At 46.0% G+C, this 17,601-nt stretch carries 14 protein-coding genes; 12 read left to right on the top strand and 2 right to left on the bottom strand.

The genetic code is table 11. From position 1 onward, the window contains the following. The first annotated feature begins 42 nt into the window (after window positions 1–42). The 3 genes from AC0MXB_RS18100 to AC0MXB_RS18090 are packed head-to-tail and all read left to right on the top strand — an operon-like array spanning window position 43 to window position 3,196. Window positions 43–897, top strand: coding sequence for a DegV family protein (locus tag AC0MXB_RS18100; RefSeq protein WP_474041144.1), 855 nt, complete (start codon window positions 43–45; stop codon window positions 895–897). A 25-nt stretch (window positions 898–922) separates the two neighbouring features. Then, window positions 923–2,554 (top strand): DAK2 domain-containing protein, encoded by a 1,632-nt coding sequence (locus AC0MXB_RS18095; RefSeq protein WP_474041124.1) that lies wholly within the window; start codon window positions 923–925, stop codon window positions 2,552–2,554. Window positions 2,555–2,572: 18 nt separating this feature from the next. Further along, the gene (locus AC0MXB_RS18090) at window positions 2,573–3,196 is read left to right on the top strand and encodes a cyclodeaminase/cyclohydrolase family protein (RefSeq protein ID WP_474041123.1); all 624 of its coding nucleotides are present in this window, start codon (window positions 2,573–2,575) and stop codon (window positions 3,194–3,196) included. Between the two features lie 103 nt (window positions 3,197–3,299). Here the strand turns inward: AC0MXB_RS18090 and AC0MXB_RS18085 are convergent, their stop codons facing one another. Beyond that, a complete protein-coding gene (locus tag AC0MXB_RS18085) occupies window positions 3,300–5,477 on the bottom strand; it encodes a Tex family protein (RefSeq protein ID WP_474041122.1) in 2,178 nt (725 codons plus the stop codon). A gap of 139 nt (window positions 5,478–5,616) precedes the next feature. Here AC0MXB_RS18085 and AC0MXB_RS18080 point away from each other — a divergent pair, with 139 nt between their 5' ends. The 6 genes from AC0MXB_RS18080 to AC0MXB_RS18055 all read left to right on the top strand — a co-directional run bounded on the left by AC0MXB_RS18080 (window position 5,617) and on the right by AC0MXB_RS18055 (window position 13,091). Further along, window positions 5,617–7,314, top strand: a complete 1,698-nt coding sequence (locus AC0MXB_RS18080; protein WP_474041121.1) for a LytS/YhcK type 5TM receptor domain-containing protein — start codon at window positions 5,617–5,619, stop codon at window positions 7,312–7,314. Further along, entirely contained in the window at window positions 7,307–8,065 is a 759-nt protein-coding gene (locus AC0MXB_RS18075) for a LytR/AlgR family response regulator transcription factor (RefSeq protein WP_474041120.1), read from the top strand. The genes AC0MXB_RS18080 and AC0MXB_RS18075 overlap by 8 nt, the downstream gene beginning before the upstream one ends. A gap of 181 nt (window positions 8,066–8,246) precedes the next feature. Next, on the top strand, window positions 8,247–10,043 hold the full coding sequence (locus AC0MXB_RS18070; RefSeq protein ID WP_474041143.1) for a carbon starvation CstA family protein: 1,797 nt from the start codon (window positions 8,247–8,249) through the stop codon (window positions 10,041–10,043). Between the two features lie 246 nt (window positions 10,044–10,289). After that, on the top strand, window positions 10,290–11,222 hold the full coding sequence (mmuM, locus tag AC0MXB_RS18065; RefSeq protein WP_474041119.1) for a homocysteine S-methyltransferase: 933 nt from the start codon (window positions 10,290–10,292) through the stop codon (window positions 11,220–11,222). 160 nt (window positions 11,223–11,382) lie between these two features. After that, complete coding sequence (locus AC0MXB_RS18060) at window positions 11,383–12,867, top strand: putative sulfate exporter family transporter (protein ID WP_474041118.1); 1,485 nt, start codon at window positions 11,383–11,385, stop codon at window positions 12,865–12,867. Between the two features lie 23 nt (window positions 12,868–12,890). Next, complete coding sequence (locus tag AC0MXB_RS18055; RefSeq protein WP_474041117.1) at window positions 12,891–13,091, top strand: hypothetical protein; 201 nt, start codon at window positions 12,891–12,893, stop codon at window positions 13,089–13,091. Window positions 13,092–13,165: 74 nt separating this feature from the next. On the opposite strand, the gene AC0MXB_RS18050 is transcribed toward AC0MXB_RS18055, so the two are convergent. Further along, complete coding sequence (locus AC0MXB_RS18050) at window positions 13,166–15,043, bottom strand: sigma 54-interacting transcriptional regulator (protein WP_474041116.1); 1,878 nt, start codon at window positions 15,041–15,043, stop codon at window positions 13,166–13,168. Window positions 15,044–15,290: 247 nt separating this feature from the next. Between AC0MXB_RS18050 and AC0MXB_RS18045 the strand changes: the two genes are divergently transcribed. From AC0MXB_RS18045 to AC0MXB_RS18035, 3 genes are all read left to right on the top strand, one after another. Continuing rightward, window positions 15,291–16,481, top strand: a complete 1,191-nt coding sequence (locus AC0MXB_RS18045) for a CaiB/BaiF CoA transferase family protein (RefSeq protein WP_474041115.1) — start codon at window positions 15,291–15,293, stop codon at window positions 16,479–16,481. A 28-nt stretch (window positions 16,482–16,509) separates the two neighbouring features. Then, window positions 16,510–17,460: a hydroxymethylglutaryl-CoA lyase gene (locus tag AC0MXB_RS18040; protein WP_474041114.1), complete on the top strand. Its 951-nt coding sequence runs from the start codon at window positions 16,510–16,512 to the stop codon at window positions 17,458–17,460. After that, window positions 17,414–17,601 (top strand): 4Fe-4S dicluster domain-containing protein (locus AC0MXB_RS18035; protein WP_474041113.1); only part of this gene is annotated, 188 nt, incomplete at its 3' end. The genes AC0MXB_RS18040 and AC0MXB_RS18035, both read left to right, overlap by 47 nt.

Below are 17,601 nucleotides of genomic sequence, written 5' to 3'. Positions count from 1 at the left end.
ACAATAGTAAAAGAACTGATGAATTAAAGGAGTCTTAGTGTGATGAACCTACATATTGTTATGGATAGTACGGCCCATCCTGATCCGGCGTGGCTGGCTATGCATCCTAATGTACATATTGTACCGCTGTCGGTAGAGTTTGCCGGCCATGAATATAAAGAAAACGAATTAGAAGCAGAAGACCTTTTTTCCCTGATTGATCAAGGAAAAGGTTTTCCGAAAACATCGCAACCAGCGCCAGGCGTTTTTCAAGGCGTATTTGAACCCTTGTTACAAGAAGGGGCGGAAATAGTGGTGATTACTCTGGCGGCTGCGCTTAGCGGTACGGTCCGCAGCGCTAAGCTGGCGCAATCGCTGTGCGGCTCTGTCGCTTGTGACAAGATTGCCGTAGTTGATTCGGGAACAACGGCTATCGGCATGGTTCAGTTAGCCGAGGATGCACTAACGGCTGCGGCGCAAGGCGTTGCTTTTTCCGAAATTGTGGCTAAGTTGCGCAATTTAGCCGCAAAGAATCATACTTTTTTTGTACCTGGTACATTGGAATATTTGCATAAGGGCGGTCGAATCGGCGGTGCTGCCGCATTATTCGGCGGTATTTTAAAAATTCGACCGGTGTTATATTTGGTAGAAGGCAAGGTGGAAATTTTAGAAAAGGTTCGGACCCGTTCGCGTGCGATTGAACGCATGGTTGACGAAATCGTCAAGCTTGCGGCGGAACGATCGGTTGAATCTTTTGGCGTGGTGCATATTGGCGCCGCAGATGAGGGCGAGAAGCTTCGTGATGTTTTGCAGGAACGTCTGCCGCAGGCTTCCTTTTCCTTATCGACAGGCGGATCTGTTTTAGCGGCTCATTTGGGACCCGGTCTTGTAGGTGTCATTGTTCAAGAACGCTTGTAAGGCTGGTGAAGAGAGGGGAAAGACGATGACAGAAGAAACGAAATTGATTAATGGGGAAGAATTTCGCCAGATGATTCGTGGGGCTTACAGCGCTTTCCTACGTGATCATGAGGCGATTAACCGTTTAAATGTATTTCCTGTGCCTGATGGCGATACAGGAACGAATATGATGTTGACAATTCAGTCGGCAGTGAAGGGCTTAGAAGAAGCGCCGCAAGGCGGGATTGGTTTTTTAAGCAAGCGCGCGTCTGATAGCGCTATTTTAGGCGCAAGAGGTAATTCGGGAGTGATTCTGGCTCAGATTTTCCGTGGGCTTGCGCGTGGTTTGACTGGCAAGCAGAAAGCTACCTCTTCCGAACTAGGAAAAGCTTTTCAATACGGGATTTTATATGCCTATCGGGCGGTTTCTACACCAGTCGAAGGTACTATTTTAACTGTGGCTAAGGGTATTGCCAAAGGCGCTCATCGGGCGGTACGCGATGAAAAGCCCTTTTTGGAAATTTTAGCGGAAGCAATCCAGGCAGGCGAGGAAGCTTTACAGCGTACGCCAGAGCTTTTGCCTGCGTTAAAGGCGGCTGGGGTTGTCGATGCCGGCGGACAAGGTTTGCTATCTTTCTTAGCGGGCTGTGCCGAGGGACTTGCCGGAAAAAGTATAGCCGCGCCGCTGCCGCAAATTAGCAGTTCGGAAGGGCCTAGCGCCGCTTCAGTAGCGTTTGCGGGCAGTCGACAGGAGACCTTCACGATCGCTCACCCCTATTGTACGGAATTTATTGTGCAGCCGTGCAGCTTATCGGTAGCAAAAGTGCGGGAAGTTTTACAGCCTTTTGGCGAATCACTTATTGTAGCGCCTGGCGATGAATTAGTGAAGGTACATATTCATAGTGCGCATCCAGGGCTTGTCCTAGAACAGGCCTTAACTTGGGGGGCTGTTCATAAAATTAAAATTGACAATATGGCCGATCAACACCAGCATCTCCAGCATTATAATGCGGCACCTGTGAAAAAGCTGTCGGTAATATCTGTCGTGTCTGGCGATGGGCTGGAAAAAATTATGGCAGAGCTGGGCGCAGCGCAATGTATTGCTGGCGGTCAGACCATGAATCCGCCTGTCGAGGATTTTGTAGCAGCGGTTCATTCCGGACAGGCAGAACGCTATATTTTGCTGCCTAATAATAAAAATATTGTGTTAGCAGCTGCGCAGGCGAAAAAATTATTAGGCGAACGCTTGGAAATGATTCCGACGACGACGATTCCTCAGGGGCTAGCGGCGTTAACGGCCTTCCAAGAGGCGCTTTCGCTAGAAGAAAATCTGAAAAACATGAAGGAAGCGGCCGAGGCCGTACAGTCAGGCAGTGTGACGCAAGCGGTGCGTGACAGTGTGGTGCAGGGGAACCCCGTAAAAACCGGTGAATATATCGGTCTTAAGGGCAGCAAAGTCGTTTGCTCGGCGGATACGCTGTTTGCTGCGTTGAAGGAACTGGCCGCCAAGCTGGTACAAAAAGAATCTTCCTTGATTACGTTGTATTATGGCGATTCGGTAAGCGAAGCGGCAGCGGAAGAAATGGCTTCTGATCTTGGCTGGGCTTTTCCGGCATTAGAGGTGGAAGTGTATTACGGCGGTCAGCCTAACTATCATTTTTATCTGAGTGTAGAGTAAGGAATAGGATGGTGTATTTTGGATTACATTAATTTGTCGGTTCGCGATTTTGCGCGAAGTCTTGCTGATTTTTCGACAGGACCGGGAGGCGGCAGCGCAGCGGCCGTTATGGGACTTTTAGGAATTAGTTTGTTAGAAATGGCAACAGGCGGTGAAACGTTCGCTGCCCATCAGCAAAAAATTACGAATGGAGAGAGAATGCAACTCTTGCCGGAACTGAGGGCCTTGCACCAATGGCTATTGCGCCTTGTTGATCAGGACTCGGCAGCTTTTGCGGCGGTACTGGCGGCGCAGGAGAAAATGCAAACTACCCCAGTGGAAGCGGAATTAGAAGAAGCCGTTTGCGGCGCCATTGAAGTTCCCCTGACGATTGCGTCTTCGTGCTTGCAGGCGTTGCAGTTGGCGGAAAAAGTTGTATCAACGATTGCCGCGCCGCTAGTCAGTGAAGTGTCGGGAGCTGCGGCGGCCTTGGGGGCGGGCATTCAAGGTGCGGCCGCGAGTGCTTATGCGAATTTACCGTTACTCACTTCGACGGAAAAACGTTCTATCTATGAAACGCAGATCCTGTCGCTGGAAGCGTCAGGGAAACAACTGGCTGAGTTTTTACAAAAGGCTTGTTTCATTCGCTTACACGAAAAGTAATAAAAATAGCGCGCTAATAGCAACAAGGGCTATCGCACAAACCGTGGGTTTCAGGGAAAACACGGAGTACGATAGCCCTTGTTCTGTTTTCAATTTTAAGCTGTTATTTTTCTGCTTTTACTTGTTTGATGCTGAGTCCGATCCGATTTCTACTTTCGTCAACACTCAGCACTAAGCAGGTCACAATATCACCAACGGAGATCACGTCGATAGGGTGGCGAAACCGTTTGTTACTTAGTTCAGAGCGATGCACCAGGCCTTTGATTTTAATGCCAATATCAACGAAGGCGCCAAAGTCTGTTACATTATGAACAACGCCTTGAACGAGAGAGCCTGCTTGAATATCAGAAAGCTTTACGATATTTTTGCGAATTAGCGGTTTCGGCAGGTCCTCCCGAGGGTCGCGACCGGGGCGGGCCAGAGCTGCTAAGATATCCCGAACTGTCGGTTCGCCAGCACTGAGCTTGGCCGCGATGGCCGTAGCATCGGCTTCCTGACATTTTTGCTGGATTAGCGGCTGGATTTCCTTGCGTGATAATTCTTTCGGCGTAAGGCCCAGTTCTTTTAAGATGGCTTCGGCTAGCTCATAGGATTCGGGATGAACTGGCGTATTATCTAGAGGATTTTTACTTTGCTGGATACGCAGAAAGCCAGCGCACTGCGTAAAGGCAGCGGGGCCAAGTCTAGCTACTTTTAGCAGTTCTTTGCGGGATTTGAATACACCTTGTTCATCCCGGTAGGCGACGATGTTTTTGGCCACAGCAGCGCTTACGCCTGCCACATATTTTAAGAGCTCCGGCGAAGCGGTATTTAGTTCTACGCCCACATGGTTTACACTGGATTCAACGACATGCGCCAACGTCTGGGTTAGTTCTTTTTGATTGACATCATGTTGATATTGACCGACACCAATCGATTTTGGATCGATTTTTACAAGCTCGGCTAAAGGGTCTTGGATTCGGCGGGCAATGGATACCGCGCCCCGCAGGGATACATCAAGATCCGGCATTTCTTCTCTGGCCAGTTTGGAGGCTGAGTAGACCGAAGCGCCTGCTTCATTTGTAATGAGATAGTGGGCCGATAAATTGTGATCAGCAATTAGTTTTGCTACAAACTCTTCGGTTTCATAAGACGCCGTGCCATTACCAATCGAGAGAAGATTCACGCCGTGTTTTTGAATTGCGGCGAGAATTTTATCGGCAGCTTGCTGTTTTTGATTATCGCTATGGGTAATATAGAGTGTAGCTGTTTCTAAGACTTGTCCAGTAGGGGCTACGACCGCCATTTTGCAGCCAGTGCGAAAGCCCGGGTCAAGGCCCATTACGGTATAGCCTGCCAGCGGCTGCTGTAACAGTAGTTGCCGTAGATTGAGACCAAAGACTTTGATCGCCTGCGCTTCGGCGAGTTCCGTAAGGCGTGAGCGAAGTTCCCGCTCTAAGGCTGGCAAGAGTAAACGTTTATAGCCGTCAGTGATAGCGGTGGTGATGATTTCGCTGAAAATAGACGGATTTTTAATGATTTCCCGGCAAAGATACTCAATGTATTTATCGTGAGGCGCCTCAATTTGTACTTTGAGAATTTCCTTTGTTTCGCCGCGGTTAATTGCTAAAATTCGGTGTGATACAATCCGGTTCACTGGTTCACTATAGTCTTTATACATAATAAATTCTTTGCCGTCTTCATCGCTGCCCGTAAGCTTTGTGGCAATGGCAGCATCATTCCAAAGTCTGGCACGAAGTTTAGCGCGAATATCAGCTCGCTCGCTCATTTGTTCGGCAATAATATCTTGCGCGCCTGCCAGGGCATCTTCGGCGGTCAGAATTTCTTTCTCTTCATTTATATAGGGGGCAGCTACTGCTAAAGGATCGCCTGATGTGAGCGTTTGATCCAGGATGGTTTGCGCCAGCGGTTCTAGGCCGCGCTCCCGGGCAATCTGCGCTCTGGTACGTTTTTTTTGTTTAAAGGGGAGATAGAGATCTTCTAATTCCTGCAGTTTCGTACAGGCCTGAATCGCTGCTGCTAACTCCTCAGTCAATTTACCTTGTTCGGTAATACTTGCGAGAATATCTTCGCGCCGCTTCGCCAGGTTGCGTAAGTATTGAGCGCGTTCCTCAACTTGACGGAGCTGTTCTTCATCAAGTTCGCCGGTAGCTTCCTTACGGTAGCGGGCGATAAAGGGAAGTGTATTTCCTTCATCTAATAAGGTAACAGCAGCGCTGACCTGATGCTGTTTTAATCTCAGTTCACCAGCAATGAGCGCCGAAAGAGTTTGTATATCCAATTCCTTCACCAACTTTTCGATTTATCGTCTATAGGTTTCCCTACCTTTGTGGTAAAATCCTCTTTCAGCAGAGTCATTGTCAATGGTACGGTTTCGTGGTACTCTTCCAATAGAGCTTTTAATTTTTGAGGTGAAGTTAATGGATATAAGTTTGCTCTTTGAACTCTTTCAGCGGATGACGCTGGCGGCGACGCTGGCTTTTGTATTATCGCAGACCAAGCTGTTTCGCCGGATTGTTTACAGACAAAGTCAGTGGCAGGATAAATTATTGGTGAGCGCTGCTTTTGGGGCGATTGGGATTTTTGGAACCTACGCGGGGATTCCCATTGATGATGCTTTGGCGAATTTTCGTGTTGTCGGTGTTATGGCAGCGGGATTTGTCGGTGGCCCTGTAGTAGGGCTGCTTACTGGGATGATTGCTGGGGGGCATCGGTATTTTCTCGGTGGGTTCACGGCGTTTTCTTGTACTCTTTCTAGTATTTGCGAGGGGATTTTGGCTGGATTGATTTATCAGCTCTATCCGCGCAAGCCACTCCCCTTGTGGGTAGCTTTTGTTGGCGGTTTTTTGGGCGAAGCGATGCAGATGGGCATTATTTTGCTCACGGCGACGCCCTATGAATTGGCGGCAAAACTTGTTGGTGAAATTGCTGTGCCTATGACGATTGTAAATGGTACAGGCGTTGCGATTTTTATGGTAATCATTAAGACGGCGATGACGGTGCAAGATAAGATTGGTGCGGAAAAATCGCAGAAGGCCTTGAATATTGCCGCCAAAACGTTGCCCTATCTTCGCCGGGGGTTAAACAGCGAGTCGGCGCTGGCTACAGCTAAAATTATTTATGAGGCTGCCGATTATAACGCTGTGGCTGTAACGGATACGGAGCAGGTGTTGGCTTATGTCGGCGCCGAAGCGGATCATCATGCGCCTCATTTATCCAAGTTGACGCAAATTACGCGAAAAGCGCTTACGACAGGGGCACCGATTGTGGCCCAGGAAAAAAGCGAGATTGGCTGTTCGCGGCCGCAGTGTAAGCTGGCCAGCGCGGTTGTCGTTCCTTTAGTACAGGCTGGCGAGGTAATTGGCACATTAAAACTGTACTATACGGCAGAGCGAGCTGTCGTTCATTCCGATATTGTCTTTGCGGAAGGGTTGGCGCAGCTTTTCTCTACACAGCTAGAGCTTACGGAAATTGATCGTCAGGCGAAGCTGGCGTCTCGTTCCGAATTAAAGGCTCTGTACGCACAGATTAATCCGCATTTTTTCTTTAATACCTTAAATACGATCACATCTCTGGTGAGAACAAAGCCGGAGCAGGCACGTGGGCTTCTTGCTAATTTAGCAGCCTTATTTCGCTTTACGCTACACAAGACGGGGAAAATGATTCCCATTGTTGAAGAAATTGCCCAGGTAGAAAGTTATCTAACGATTGAGCAGGCCCGGCATGGTGACAAGCTGCTTGTGGTAAAAGAAATTGATCATCACAGCGATCATTATTTGATTCCGTCGCTGAGCATCCAACCACTGGTGGAAAATGCGATTAAGCACGGATTGCAGCCGAAGGAAGCTGGCGGTAAGATTATTCTGCGGGTTCGCATGCTTAGCGACGATGTGATTGTGGAAATCATTGATGATGGCGTGGGCATGGATTTGACGATTGTGAATCCTTTGGAGGAAAGTGCCAGTGAGGCGATTGGCCTTGTGAATGTGCATGAGCGGTTGCGCGGTCTGTATGGGCATAAATATGGCATTCAACTAGAAAGCGAAGTCGGGATAGGAACGACGGTACGCATGTATTTTCCGAAGTGCCTTGATAAGGAGGTAGAGGATTGTGCTTAGAACACTTGTAGTTGACGATGAGACGCCAGCTCGTGATGAACTCGTCTATCTGCTATCGTTGGCGAGTGGCATTGACGTAGTAGGACAGGCGGACAGCGGCGCTGCCGCGATTTCGCTAGCGGCTGATTTAAAGCCTCATGTGGTTTTTATGGATATTGCCATGCGCGGAATGAACGGCTTAGAGGCAGCTGCTGTGATTCGAAAGATTTTGCCGGAGACTCTTGTTATTTTTGCCACAGCCTATGACGACTATGCCATTAAGGCCTTTGAAATCGGTGCTGTCGATTATGTGTTAAAGCCTTTTGAAGTAGAGCGGATTCATGCCGCTGTTAAGCGGTTGAAAACATACCGAACAGCGGAATGGCAGGCGGCGGGACAGCGAATTGATGCGGCTATTGAAACGCAGAAAGTGGCGCTTAACAAACTGCCAGCTGAGAAAAATGGCAAGATCGTGTTGATTCACTATGATGACATTGTCTATGTGACCACAGAGGGCGGTCTTGTTACGCTGGTTACGGCTAAAGAGCAGTATGGCTATCAGGGGACGCTGGCAGAAATTGAGGAGCGGACGAAAGGGACAGAACTACTCCGGGTTCATAAAAGTTATATTGTGAATTTGAATAAAGTAAAAGAAGTGATTCCCTGGTTCAAAGGGACCTATTGGCTTAAAGTAAACTCGGCTGGCGCTGTTGAGATTCCTGTAAGCAAAACAAAAATCAAAGAGATCAAAGAGATTTTCGGTCTGAAATAAAGCAAGATTTCTGGCTGTTTTCTTTTCCACTGGCAGGCTCATATTTCCGATGAGCCTGCTTTTTCTTCTCCTTAGAGGATTTTTGTAGTTAAGATTCAGTAAAAACAGTAAAATACGGATTGTGGAATTATTCTTACGGTTTCGAATTTATTGATTCTAAGAGGAGGAAAAAATAATGGTTATGAATGGTCTTTATCTTGTTATTATTGCTGCTCTCGTTCTTACTTTGGCCTATCGCTATTATGGCGCCTTTATGGCGGCGAAAGTGCTTACCCTTGATGGCAATCGTGTTACACCTGCTGTGAAATACAGTGATGGCCGCGATTTCGTGCCTACTAACAAATTTGTAGTTTTTGGACATCACTTTGCCGCAATTGCCGGCGCGGGTCCACTAGTTGGTCCTGTGCTAGCAGCGCAGTTCGGTTATCTTCCCGGTACCTTATGGCTCTTAATTGGCGCTGTCCTTGGCGGTGCAGTCCATGATATGGTAGTTCTATTTTGCTCAGTTCGTCATGGCGGTAAGTCCATTGCCGAGATTGCTAAGCTGGAAATCAGTAAAGCGTCTGGTTGGGCTACCACCATTGCGGTACTCTTTATCTTGATTATTACGATGGCTGGTTTGGCTATTGCCGTAGTTAATGCGCTTTACCACAGCCCTTGGGGTACTTTTACGGTATTTATGACTCTGCCGATTGCTCTGTTTATCGGCGTGTATCTTCGCTTTTTGCGTCCCGGTCAGATTCGGGAAGCTACGATTATCGGCGTATCTTTAATTCTGTTTGCTGTATTTGCTGGTTCTTGGGTACAGGATTCTTCATTGGCTCCTTACTTTATCTTTGAACGGACTCAACTAAGTATTATCCTTGCTGTTTACGGGGCTGTTGCTTGTACGATTCCTGTATGGCTGCTGTTAGCTCCTCGCGACTATTTGGTAACATACATGAAAGTCGGTACGATTGCCGCTTTGGCCCTAGGCATTATTATTGTACAGCCTACGCTGCATATGCCTGCTGTATCGCAGTTTGCTGGCGGCGGCGGTCCGATTATCCCTGGTCCCGTTTGGCCGTTCGTGTTCATTACGATTGCTTGCGGCGCTATTTCTGGTTTCCATGCGATGGTTAGTGCGGGCACAACGCCGAAAATGCTTACGAACGAACTGGATATGAAAGCTGTCGGCTTCGGCGCGATGCTGACTGAATCTTTTGTTGGTTTAATGGCTCTTATTGCAGCTACTAGCATGATTCCGGCTGATTATTTTGCAATCAATGTATCAGTGGAAGCTTTCGCAAAACTGGGTATGACTCCGGTAGAATTGCATCAGCTTAGCCAGATGGTGGGCGAAGATGTTGCTGGTCGTCCTGGCGGCGCTGTCTCCTTGGCTGTTGGCATGGCTCATATTTTCTCCAACATCCCTGGGTTAAAAGGTCTCATGTCCTTCTGGTATCACTTTGCTATCATGTTTGAAGCCCTCTTTATCTTAACAACGATTGATGCGGGAACTCGTGCTGGTCGTTATCTGATTCAAGATATTGGCGGTAAAATCTACAAACCGTTCGGTGATGTACATTGGTTCCCTGGTATCGTCATTTCTAGTGCCTTAATGAGTTTTGCTTGGGGCTACCTTGTATATGGCGGCAGCATTTCCACCATTTGGCCGCTCTTTGGTGTAGCCAATCAGCTGCTAGCGACCATGGCTTTGGCAATTGGTACGACGGTGCTCTTTAGAATGGGTAAAGACAAATACACTTGGACGACAATTATTCCCATGACCTTCTTGGGCATCACGACAATTGCCGCTGGGTATTTGAATATTGTTGATAACTATTTGCCGAAAAACAATTATCTCTTGGCAGCAGCTAGTGCCATTATGGTAGTACTCATCGTCTTTGTTGTGGCTGATGCGGTTCTTACTTGGATTTCCATTCGCCAGCAGCATGCCGAAGGTATTTCGACAAAACTGGTAGAAGACGCAAAATAATAGTTCTGAAATTTTTCTAATAGAAAAGTCATGTATTGAAAGGTCAAAGCTGCTCTTAACCGTAGCTTTGACCTTTTTCTTCTATGCAGCTTACCTATAGGTAGGCTATTCTATAAGGACTCGTAACTTCAATTGTCATAGTTTGCTTCTTGTATTACAGTCTGGTAATATGGATAGTGCCTTTAGGGATAAGAATGCAGCAGAAATTGAGGCGTAACAGTCTATTTAAGGAGAGTTGATAAAACGATGAATCCTATCGCTAGTATTTTAGATGAATTTCCTGTCATGATTCTAGATGGCGCTTTTGCTACAGAATTAGAACGAAATGGTTGTAATTTGAATGATGAGCTTTGGTCTGCTAAAGTCTTGTTCGAGCAGCCCGAGCTGATCAAGAAAGTCCATCTAGACTATTTTCAGGCCGGAGCTGATTGCGCTATCAGCGCCAGCTATCAAGCCTCCATCGAAGGTTTTATGCGTAAGGGCTTTAGCCAAACGGAGGCGGCTGATTTAATTCGTTTAGCCGTTCAGTTGGCAGTGGAAGCTCGTGACGCTTTTTGGGCGGAACATCAAACAGAGAAGCGTCCTAAACCTTTAGTGGCCGCTTCGGTAGGACCTTATGGCGCTTTCCTGGCAGATGGGTCAGAGTATCGCGGCGATTATACCATTGGCGAGGCTGAACTGGTTGCTTTTCATAAGCCGAGATTAGAGCTATTAATAGCAGGTAGGCCGGATCTTTTGGCTTGCGAAACGATTCCTTGTTTAGCTGAGGCGAAAGTGTTGGCTACGTTGCTTAAGGAATATCCTGAAATGTCGGCTTGGGTTAGTTTTTCCGCGAAAGATGGCGTACATATTAGCAGTGGCGAACGAGTGGCTGATTGTGCTGCTTGGCTGGAAACACAGCCGCAGGTTAGTGCAATTGGGATCAATTGTACCGCGCCTAAGTATATTCCTTCGTTGATTGCTGAGATTGCTGCCAATACATCAAAACCAATTCTTTTGTATCCTAACTCTGGTGAAGAATATGATGCTACGGATAAAACTTGGCATGGCAGTTCTGACGGCCGTACCTTCGGCGACAGCGCCTATGAGTGGTATCAACAAGGAGTCAGGATTATTGGCGGTTGCTGTCGCACAACACCGCAAGACATTAGCAGCATTGCGGCTTGGGCTAGAAAATAAAGTGGAAGTATAAAATGTTGACAAAAAACCGATAGTGTGATATGGTAATTTCTAAGCTGATTGGAACACCCAAAGGCCAATGAATGATTTTCATTCATTGGCCTTTTTATTTTTCTCAAAAATAAGCAAATACCATTTTAAAGAGAAGGAGAGTGGCTTTATGTCAAGTGAAGGAGACCCATCTTTTTACGAACAGAAACCTCTGCTGAAAAGCGAAGATTGGTGGGCAGTTTGGTTAGGGCTATTTATTTTCTTGCTTGGTCTTGCGCCGATTTGGGGCGGGGATTTATTAGGTTGGGTTGGTAAGCACAATGTATGGATTGATGCAGCAAAAGCATTTGAACCGAATGCTAAGGCTTTTGCTGTGCTTGGCGGTTCAGGATCAGCGATTGCGACCTATTTATTTCTAGTACTGATTACGACAATTGGGGCTTGGTTTATGGGGAGTAAACCGCTGCGCTTTGCAGCTGGGTTTACGGTTATCTATTGGATTACTTTTTTTGCGACCGTTTTTGGGAATTTCGCTTATATTGCTGCTACGCCAGATAAACAGAGCGCTTTTAAAATCGGCTGGTCTTTGAGTCTTGGCGAACTGGGACTTGTTTTTTCTTTAGTTATCGGACTTATCATTGGCAACTTTTTTCCTCGGACGGCGCGGTTCTTGGCAGAGGCCGCCAGACCCGAATGGTATATAAAAACAGGGATTATTCTCTTAGGAATTACGATTGGGATCAAGACCGTCGGTACAATGAGTTTGGCGGGAACTATAATTTTTAGAGGGCTGTGCGCTGTTGTAGAAGCTTATCTTTTGTATTGGCCGATTGTATATTTTATTTCGCGTCGATATTTTAAATTCACGCCGGAATGGGCTGCACCGCTGGCATCTGGTATTTCTATTTGTGGTGTAGCGGCGGCCATTGCGACAGGCGGAGCGGTTCGCTCCCGACCAATTGTTCCTACGGTTCTTGCTTCCATTATTATTGTTTTTGTGGCTGTAGAACTGCTGTTTTTACCTTGGGTTGCTGCTGTATTCTTGACAAATGAGCCGATGGTGGCTGGTGCTTGGATGGGTCTTGCCGTAAAAAGTGACGGCGGTGCTGTGGCAAGCGGAGCCATTACTGATGCGCTGATTCGCAGTCGCGCCTTGACACAGCTTGGCGTTCAATATCAAGAGGGTTGGATCTTAATGGCAGCTACGACAACCAAATTGTTTATTGATATTTTTATTGGAATTTGGGCTTTTTTACTGGCGGTAATCTGGTCTGTCTATGGCTTAAATAAGCAGCAAGGCCGCAACGCCAGCGGCAAGGTATCGCCTAAAGAAATTTGGGAAAGATTTCCCAAGTTTGTTCTTGGCTTCTTTATTACTTTTTTTGCTTTGCTGTTGTGGGGGATTTTTGATCCTTCCATTATTAAAGCTGCCGATACTGGTGCTGGGCAAGCGAATCTTTTACGTATGATCTTTTTCAGTTTATGTTTCTTTTCGATCGGCCTTGTTACAAATGTGAGAAATCTTTGGCAGGCTGGCGTTGGCAAGATTGTAGCAGTATATTCCGTCTCGTTGTTTGGGTTCATTTTATGGGTAGGGCTATTTGTTTCTTGGTTGTTTTATCATGGGATTAAACCGCCTGTCATTGGCGGATAAGGCAGGAAAAGGAGACATTTTACATGGCGATCAACTATAGTGTAAGGGCAGCGGCAGTGAGTGAGGCAAAAAACGATTCAAACTTTGTCCAACTGGAAATGGCACAACAGGAGGCGCAGTGGTTTGATCTTCAGCCAATCGAAAAAAAGCTAATTGCCTATTCATTAGGCATCGGTGTGGCGCTGTTAGTCGTTTTTATTTTTGGTTTTTACGGCAGCTATTAAAAAATGTGCTAAACTAAATAAAGAAGCAGCCAAATCAATGAGGATAGCACCTCTTGATTTGGCTGCTTCTTTATTTAATATGTGATATTTAATCTTTCCATACGGCGATATAAAGTGGTGCGATTGATGCCAAGTTGTTTAGCTGCAGCAGTATAGTTTCCCTTGGTTTCCTCCAGTGCGGCTAAAATTTCAGCCTTTACACGTTGTTCGCGTGTAGAGGCGGCAGGAGCGGGAACTGGAACTGGGTCGCCTTTAATCATTTCGGCGACAATGGATTTATCGATTTTGGCTGCTTTTACTGTGGCGGCAAGGCGCTCCATTACATTACGGCACTCGCGAATATTTCCTGGCCAGGGATATTGCTCCAGAAATTTTAACGCATCAGGCAGTAAGGTAAGATCTTTATGATTTTCTTGGGAAAATTCCTGGAGAAATTCTTTGGCATAAAAGGCAATATCACTTTTTCGCGCTTTAAGGGGCGGCAGTTCTAAGCGAAGTACGTTTAAACGGTAATAAAGATCGGAGCGGAATTTATTTTCGGCTACTAAGCTTTCTAGGTTTTTATTAGTCGCGGCAATCAATCGTACATCGACAGGCGTTACGCTATAGCTGCCAAGTCTTACAACGGCTTTTTCCTGGAGAACGCGTAGGAGTCTTCCCTGGTTAATATAGTCCATTTCGCCGAGTTCGTCGAGAAAAAGTGTGCCGCCGTGGGCTACCTCGAATAAACCGGCCTTGCCTTCTTTATTGGCCCCGGTGAAAGCACCGCCGACATAACCGAAGAGCTCGCTTTCCAACAGCTGGGCCGGCAGTGAAGCGCAGTTGATGGCGACAAAGGGGCCGCTGGCACGTTTGCTGGCATTATGAATGCTTTGCGCAAATACTTCTTTTCCTGTTCCTGTTTCGCCTAAAATGAGGACGCTGGAATTGGTTGCTGCAAAATCCTTTGCTGCCTCGATGGTTTTGATAATGGTTGAGCTCTGCCCGAAAATATTATCGAAATAGAACTTGGCGACATGGCCATGGGCGTAGATTTCTTTACGGATCATAGCTTCCATTTGTTGGATTTTTCGTGTTTCCTGTAAGGTAATGACCGAGCCGAAGGATTTGCTTTTAATGATAATGGGGACGCAGTCGTATAAAATTTTATTACTGTTCATGTCGAGTAATTTTGGTGCGGATGCTTTGTGCTGTGAAGTAATTTCATCTAAGGGGATTTGTGGGAGGATGTCTTGCAAGTGTTTTCCCAAAACGTTTTTCTTATGAATCTTTAAGATTCTTTGGGCGATAGGATTGAAGGCCGTAATATGCTGCCGTTGATCAATCGTAATAAAGCCGTCACGGGTATGGTCGAGAATGGTTGTTAAAAAACCTCTTTTGGCAGACTCCAAATCCAAGGCGGTTTGTAGTTGCAGCGCTTCCTGTGCGGCTTGCAATAAACTTTCACTGCCGATCGGTATTAATGAACAAGGAATATTGTGCTTTTTGGCTGCTTTTACAGCTAGGGCGCCGCCTAAAATCACCTCTGCTCCTTCGGCTATAGCTTTTAAAATAACTTCCTCATAGTCTTGGCCATAACTTGTAACGTAATGGCGAATTTCTACACCAAGCTCTTTTGCTAAAAAATCAATGCCTAATACCATGGCGGCATGAGCGACAACGGCGATCGCTTTTCCCTGCACCTTTGCGCCGGTAATTGCTCTAATAATATCAAAGCTTGTGGTCGGAATCGTAACAACATGAATATTCAAGTTCGCCTTGCGGAGGGCAGTGGCAGTAACTGGTCTGGCTGCTACGATCTCCACTCCTTTGGCAATATATTTTTGGACAACCTCCGTTGCTTCGCGGGGATTGATGATTTCCAAAGTAATAGAAGGGGAAGAAGCGGAGAGAACTTGAGGGATATCTGTAACCATCGCTTCAGCGGGGATTAAAAATAAGATTTTCACCATAACGCCTCATTTCAGAACGAAATGCAACATATTGCATCGTATTTAGCAACAATTATATCAAAATTAATAGAATTAAACAATATATTAGTTAATTCGATCATGGAACAAGTGTATCCGAGTCCAATAAAATCACTGTATTTTCGCATCCATATAATTTCTACTGAATTTTATGATTTTTTGGCATGACTTTTGCATTTATAGTAAGTCAAATGAAGTTTAATAGAGAAAATTAAGGAGTGGATAGATTATGGCAAGTGCGTTAGAAGGAATTCGGGTGCTTGACGCCTCTACCGTTATTGCAGGACCTTTCGGAGCTTCGCTGCTTGGTGATTTTGGTGCAGATGTAATTAAGGTGGAAATGCCAGGTGCTGGCGACAGTGGTCGTAACATGGGGCCGTTATATGAAAAGAAATCGCTGCGGTGGGCAACTTTTGCTAGAAATAAACGTAGCATCACCCTAGATCTTCGTAAAGAAGAAGGCAAGGAAATCTTCTTAAAACTTGTAGCGCAAAGCGATATTATTGTGGAAAATTTCCGGACAGGAACTTTTGACAAATGGGGCTTGGACTTTGAAACCCTTAAAAAAGCCAATCCTAAAATTATTGTGATCCGTATAACGGGCTATGGACAAACTGGTCCTTATCATAAATTGGCTGGCTTCGGTACGCCTGCAACGGCTTTTTCTGGCTTAACTTATCTGACAGGTTACCCTGATCGCGCGCCTGTCAATCCGCCGATTTCTCTGTGCGATTATTTAGCTGGCATATATGCTGCTTATGCTTCGATGGTTTGTATTCATCATCGCGATAAAACCGGTGAAGGGCAAGAAGTGGATCTTAGTCTCTATGAAAGCATTTTCCGTATGCTCGAAGGCGCTGTGGCTAACTATGATATTGCCGGAAAAATTACGGAAAGAAGACCGAGTATCAGTGGTTCTGCGAGTCCATCAGGTACCTTTAGAACAAGAGATGGTAAATGGGTTGTACTTGTTTGTAGCACGGACCGTACTTTTGAATATTTCGCGAAAGGCATTGGTCGGGAAGACCTGCTTGCCGATGATCGGTTTAACACGAATGGCGCTCGCGTAAAAAATAACACTCTTGTAGAAGAAATTGTTATCGATTGGATGGGCAAGCATGATTATAAAGAAATTAAAGCTACGCTAGATGAAGCAGGCGCACCAGTAAGCCTTGTTTACAGCATGGCCGATATTTTTGAGGATCCTCATTATGCTGCTCGGGAAGATATCCTCGAAATGCCTCATCCGGACTTTGGTAAAATTAAAATGCCTGGCATTGTTCCTAAATTAAGCGCAACGCCTGGCGAAGTAAAATGGGTTGGGCCTAAGCTGGGTGAGCATAACAATGAAGTTTACAGTGAATTGCTTGGTCTGGATGATAACGGTGTCGCTACATTAAAAGAAAAAGGTATTATCTAACTTTTGTTTTGAGAGGAATGATTATTTTATGGCAAAGGCAATTCAATGGCCGACAAAAGTCACAATTTGTGAAGTAGGCTTGCGTGATGGTCTGCAAAATGAAAAGAAACTCTTTAGCGTGGAAGAAAAGCTGCAACTTTTGAATTCCGTCGTAGCTTCTGGCGTGAAAATCATCGAAGTCGGTGCGTTTGTACATCCAAAAGCGGTCCCTGCTATGGCTGATACTGGCAAGTTGGTAGAAGCTATGCAAAAAGTAGCAGGCGTTGAGTATCGTGTACTTGTTCCGAATTTTAAAGGTGTGGAGAGAGCTTTTCAGGCAGGCATTAAAAAAGTAAAATTGACGGTTTCAGCTAGTGAAGCTCATTGTATTAATAATTTCAATAAAAAGCCCTTGGAAATGATGGACGGTTTTGGTGAGTGTGTTGAATTTGCCAAGAAAAATGGCATGGAAGTATCAGGTGCAATTTCTACGTCCTTTGGTTGCCCCTTCCAGGGAAAAGTACCAGTAAAACAGGTAGAAAATGTAGTAAAACGCTTTTTGGAATTAGGTATTACAGAATTGTCTATGTCCGATACAACGGGTATGGCCAATCCGCGTCAAGTCTATGAACTTGGCAGTTATATGGTGGAAAAATATCCGCAGGTCAGCTGGGTTATGCATTTCCATAATACCCGTGATATGGCTCTGACGAATATCGTAGCTGCAATGCAAGCTGGAATCACTGTATTTGACGGTGCATTTGCCGGACTGGGCGGTTGTCCTTTTGCGCCTGGCGCATCAGGAAATGTGGCAACAGAAGATGTAATCCATATGCTCCATGAAATGGGTGTCGATACCGGTGTTGATCTTTTAAAAGCAATGGATACGGCACGACTTGCTGAAAAACTTGTCGGTCATGAAGTTGGCAGTTCTGTGTTAAAAGCAGGGCGTTGTGAGGACTTATCGAAGGAACAAGCGAAGAAGCAAGACAATAAGTAATTGGCTGGAGGTGGATAGATTGAAACTGAAGCAAATCATCAACCGTTGTAAAGGCTGTGGGATCTGTGTGGCGTTCTGCCCGAAACAGGTTCTTAAAGTCAATGAAGTAGAAAAAGTGGAAATTGTCGATGAAGCAAGCTG

Source organism: Pelorhabdus sp. sgz311001 (assembly GCF_055901755.1).
The sequence above is the reverse complement of the archived record's forward strand: the minus strand, read 5'-3'. Positions and strand labels throughout refer to the sequence as shown.

Coding starts and splice junctions, on each gene's coding strand:
- AC0MXB_RS18045 (WP_474041115.1), top strand. CDS start 15,291: ATGGCAAGTGCGTTAGAAGGAATTCGGGTGCTTGACGCCTCTACCGTT.
- AC0MXB_RS18050 (WP_474041116.1), bottom strand. CDS start 15,043: ATGGTGAAAATCTTATTTTTAATCCCCGCTGAAGCGATGGTTACAGAT.
- AC0MXB_RS18100 (WP_474041144.1), top strand. CDS start 43: ATGAACCTACATATTGTTATGGATAGTACGGCCCATCCTGATCCGGCG.
- AC0MXB_RS18070 (WP_474041143.1), top strand. CDS start 8,247: ATGAATGGTCTTTATCTTGTTATTATTGCTGCTCTCGTTCTTACTTTG.
- mmuM (WP_474041119.1), top strand. CDS start 10,290: ATGAATCCTATCGCTAGTATTTTAGATGAATTTCCTGTCATGATTCTA.
- AC0MXB_RS18060 (WP_474041118.1), top strand. CDS start 11,383: ATGTCAAGTGAAGGAGACCCATCTTTTTACGAACAGAAACCTCTGCTG.
- AC0MXB_RS18040 (WP_474041114.1), top strand. CDS start 16,510: ATGGCAAAGGCAATTCAATGGCCGACAAAAGTCACAATTTGTGAAGTA.
- AC0MXB_RS18080 (WP_474041121.1), top strand. CDS start 5,617: ATGGATATAAGTTTGCTCTTTGAACTCTTTCAGCGGATGACGCTGGCG.
- AC0MXB_RS18095 (WP_474041124.1), top strand. CDS start 923: ATGACAGAAGAAACGAAATTGATTAATGGGGAAGAATTTCGCCAGATG.
- AC0MXB_RS18055 (WP_474041117.1), top strand. CDS start 12,891: ATGGCGATCAACTATAGTGTAAGGGCAGCGGCAGTGAGTGAGGCAAAA.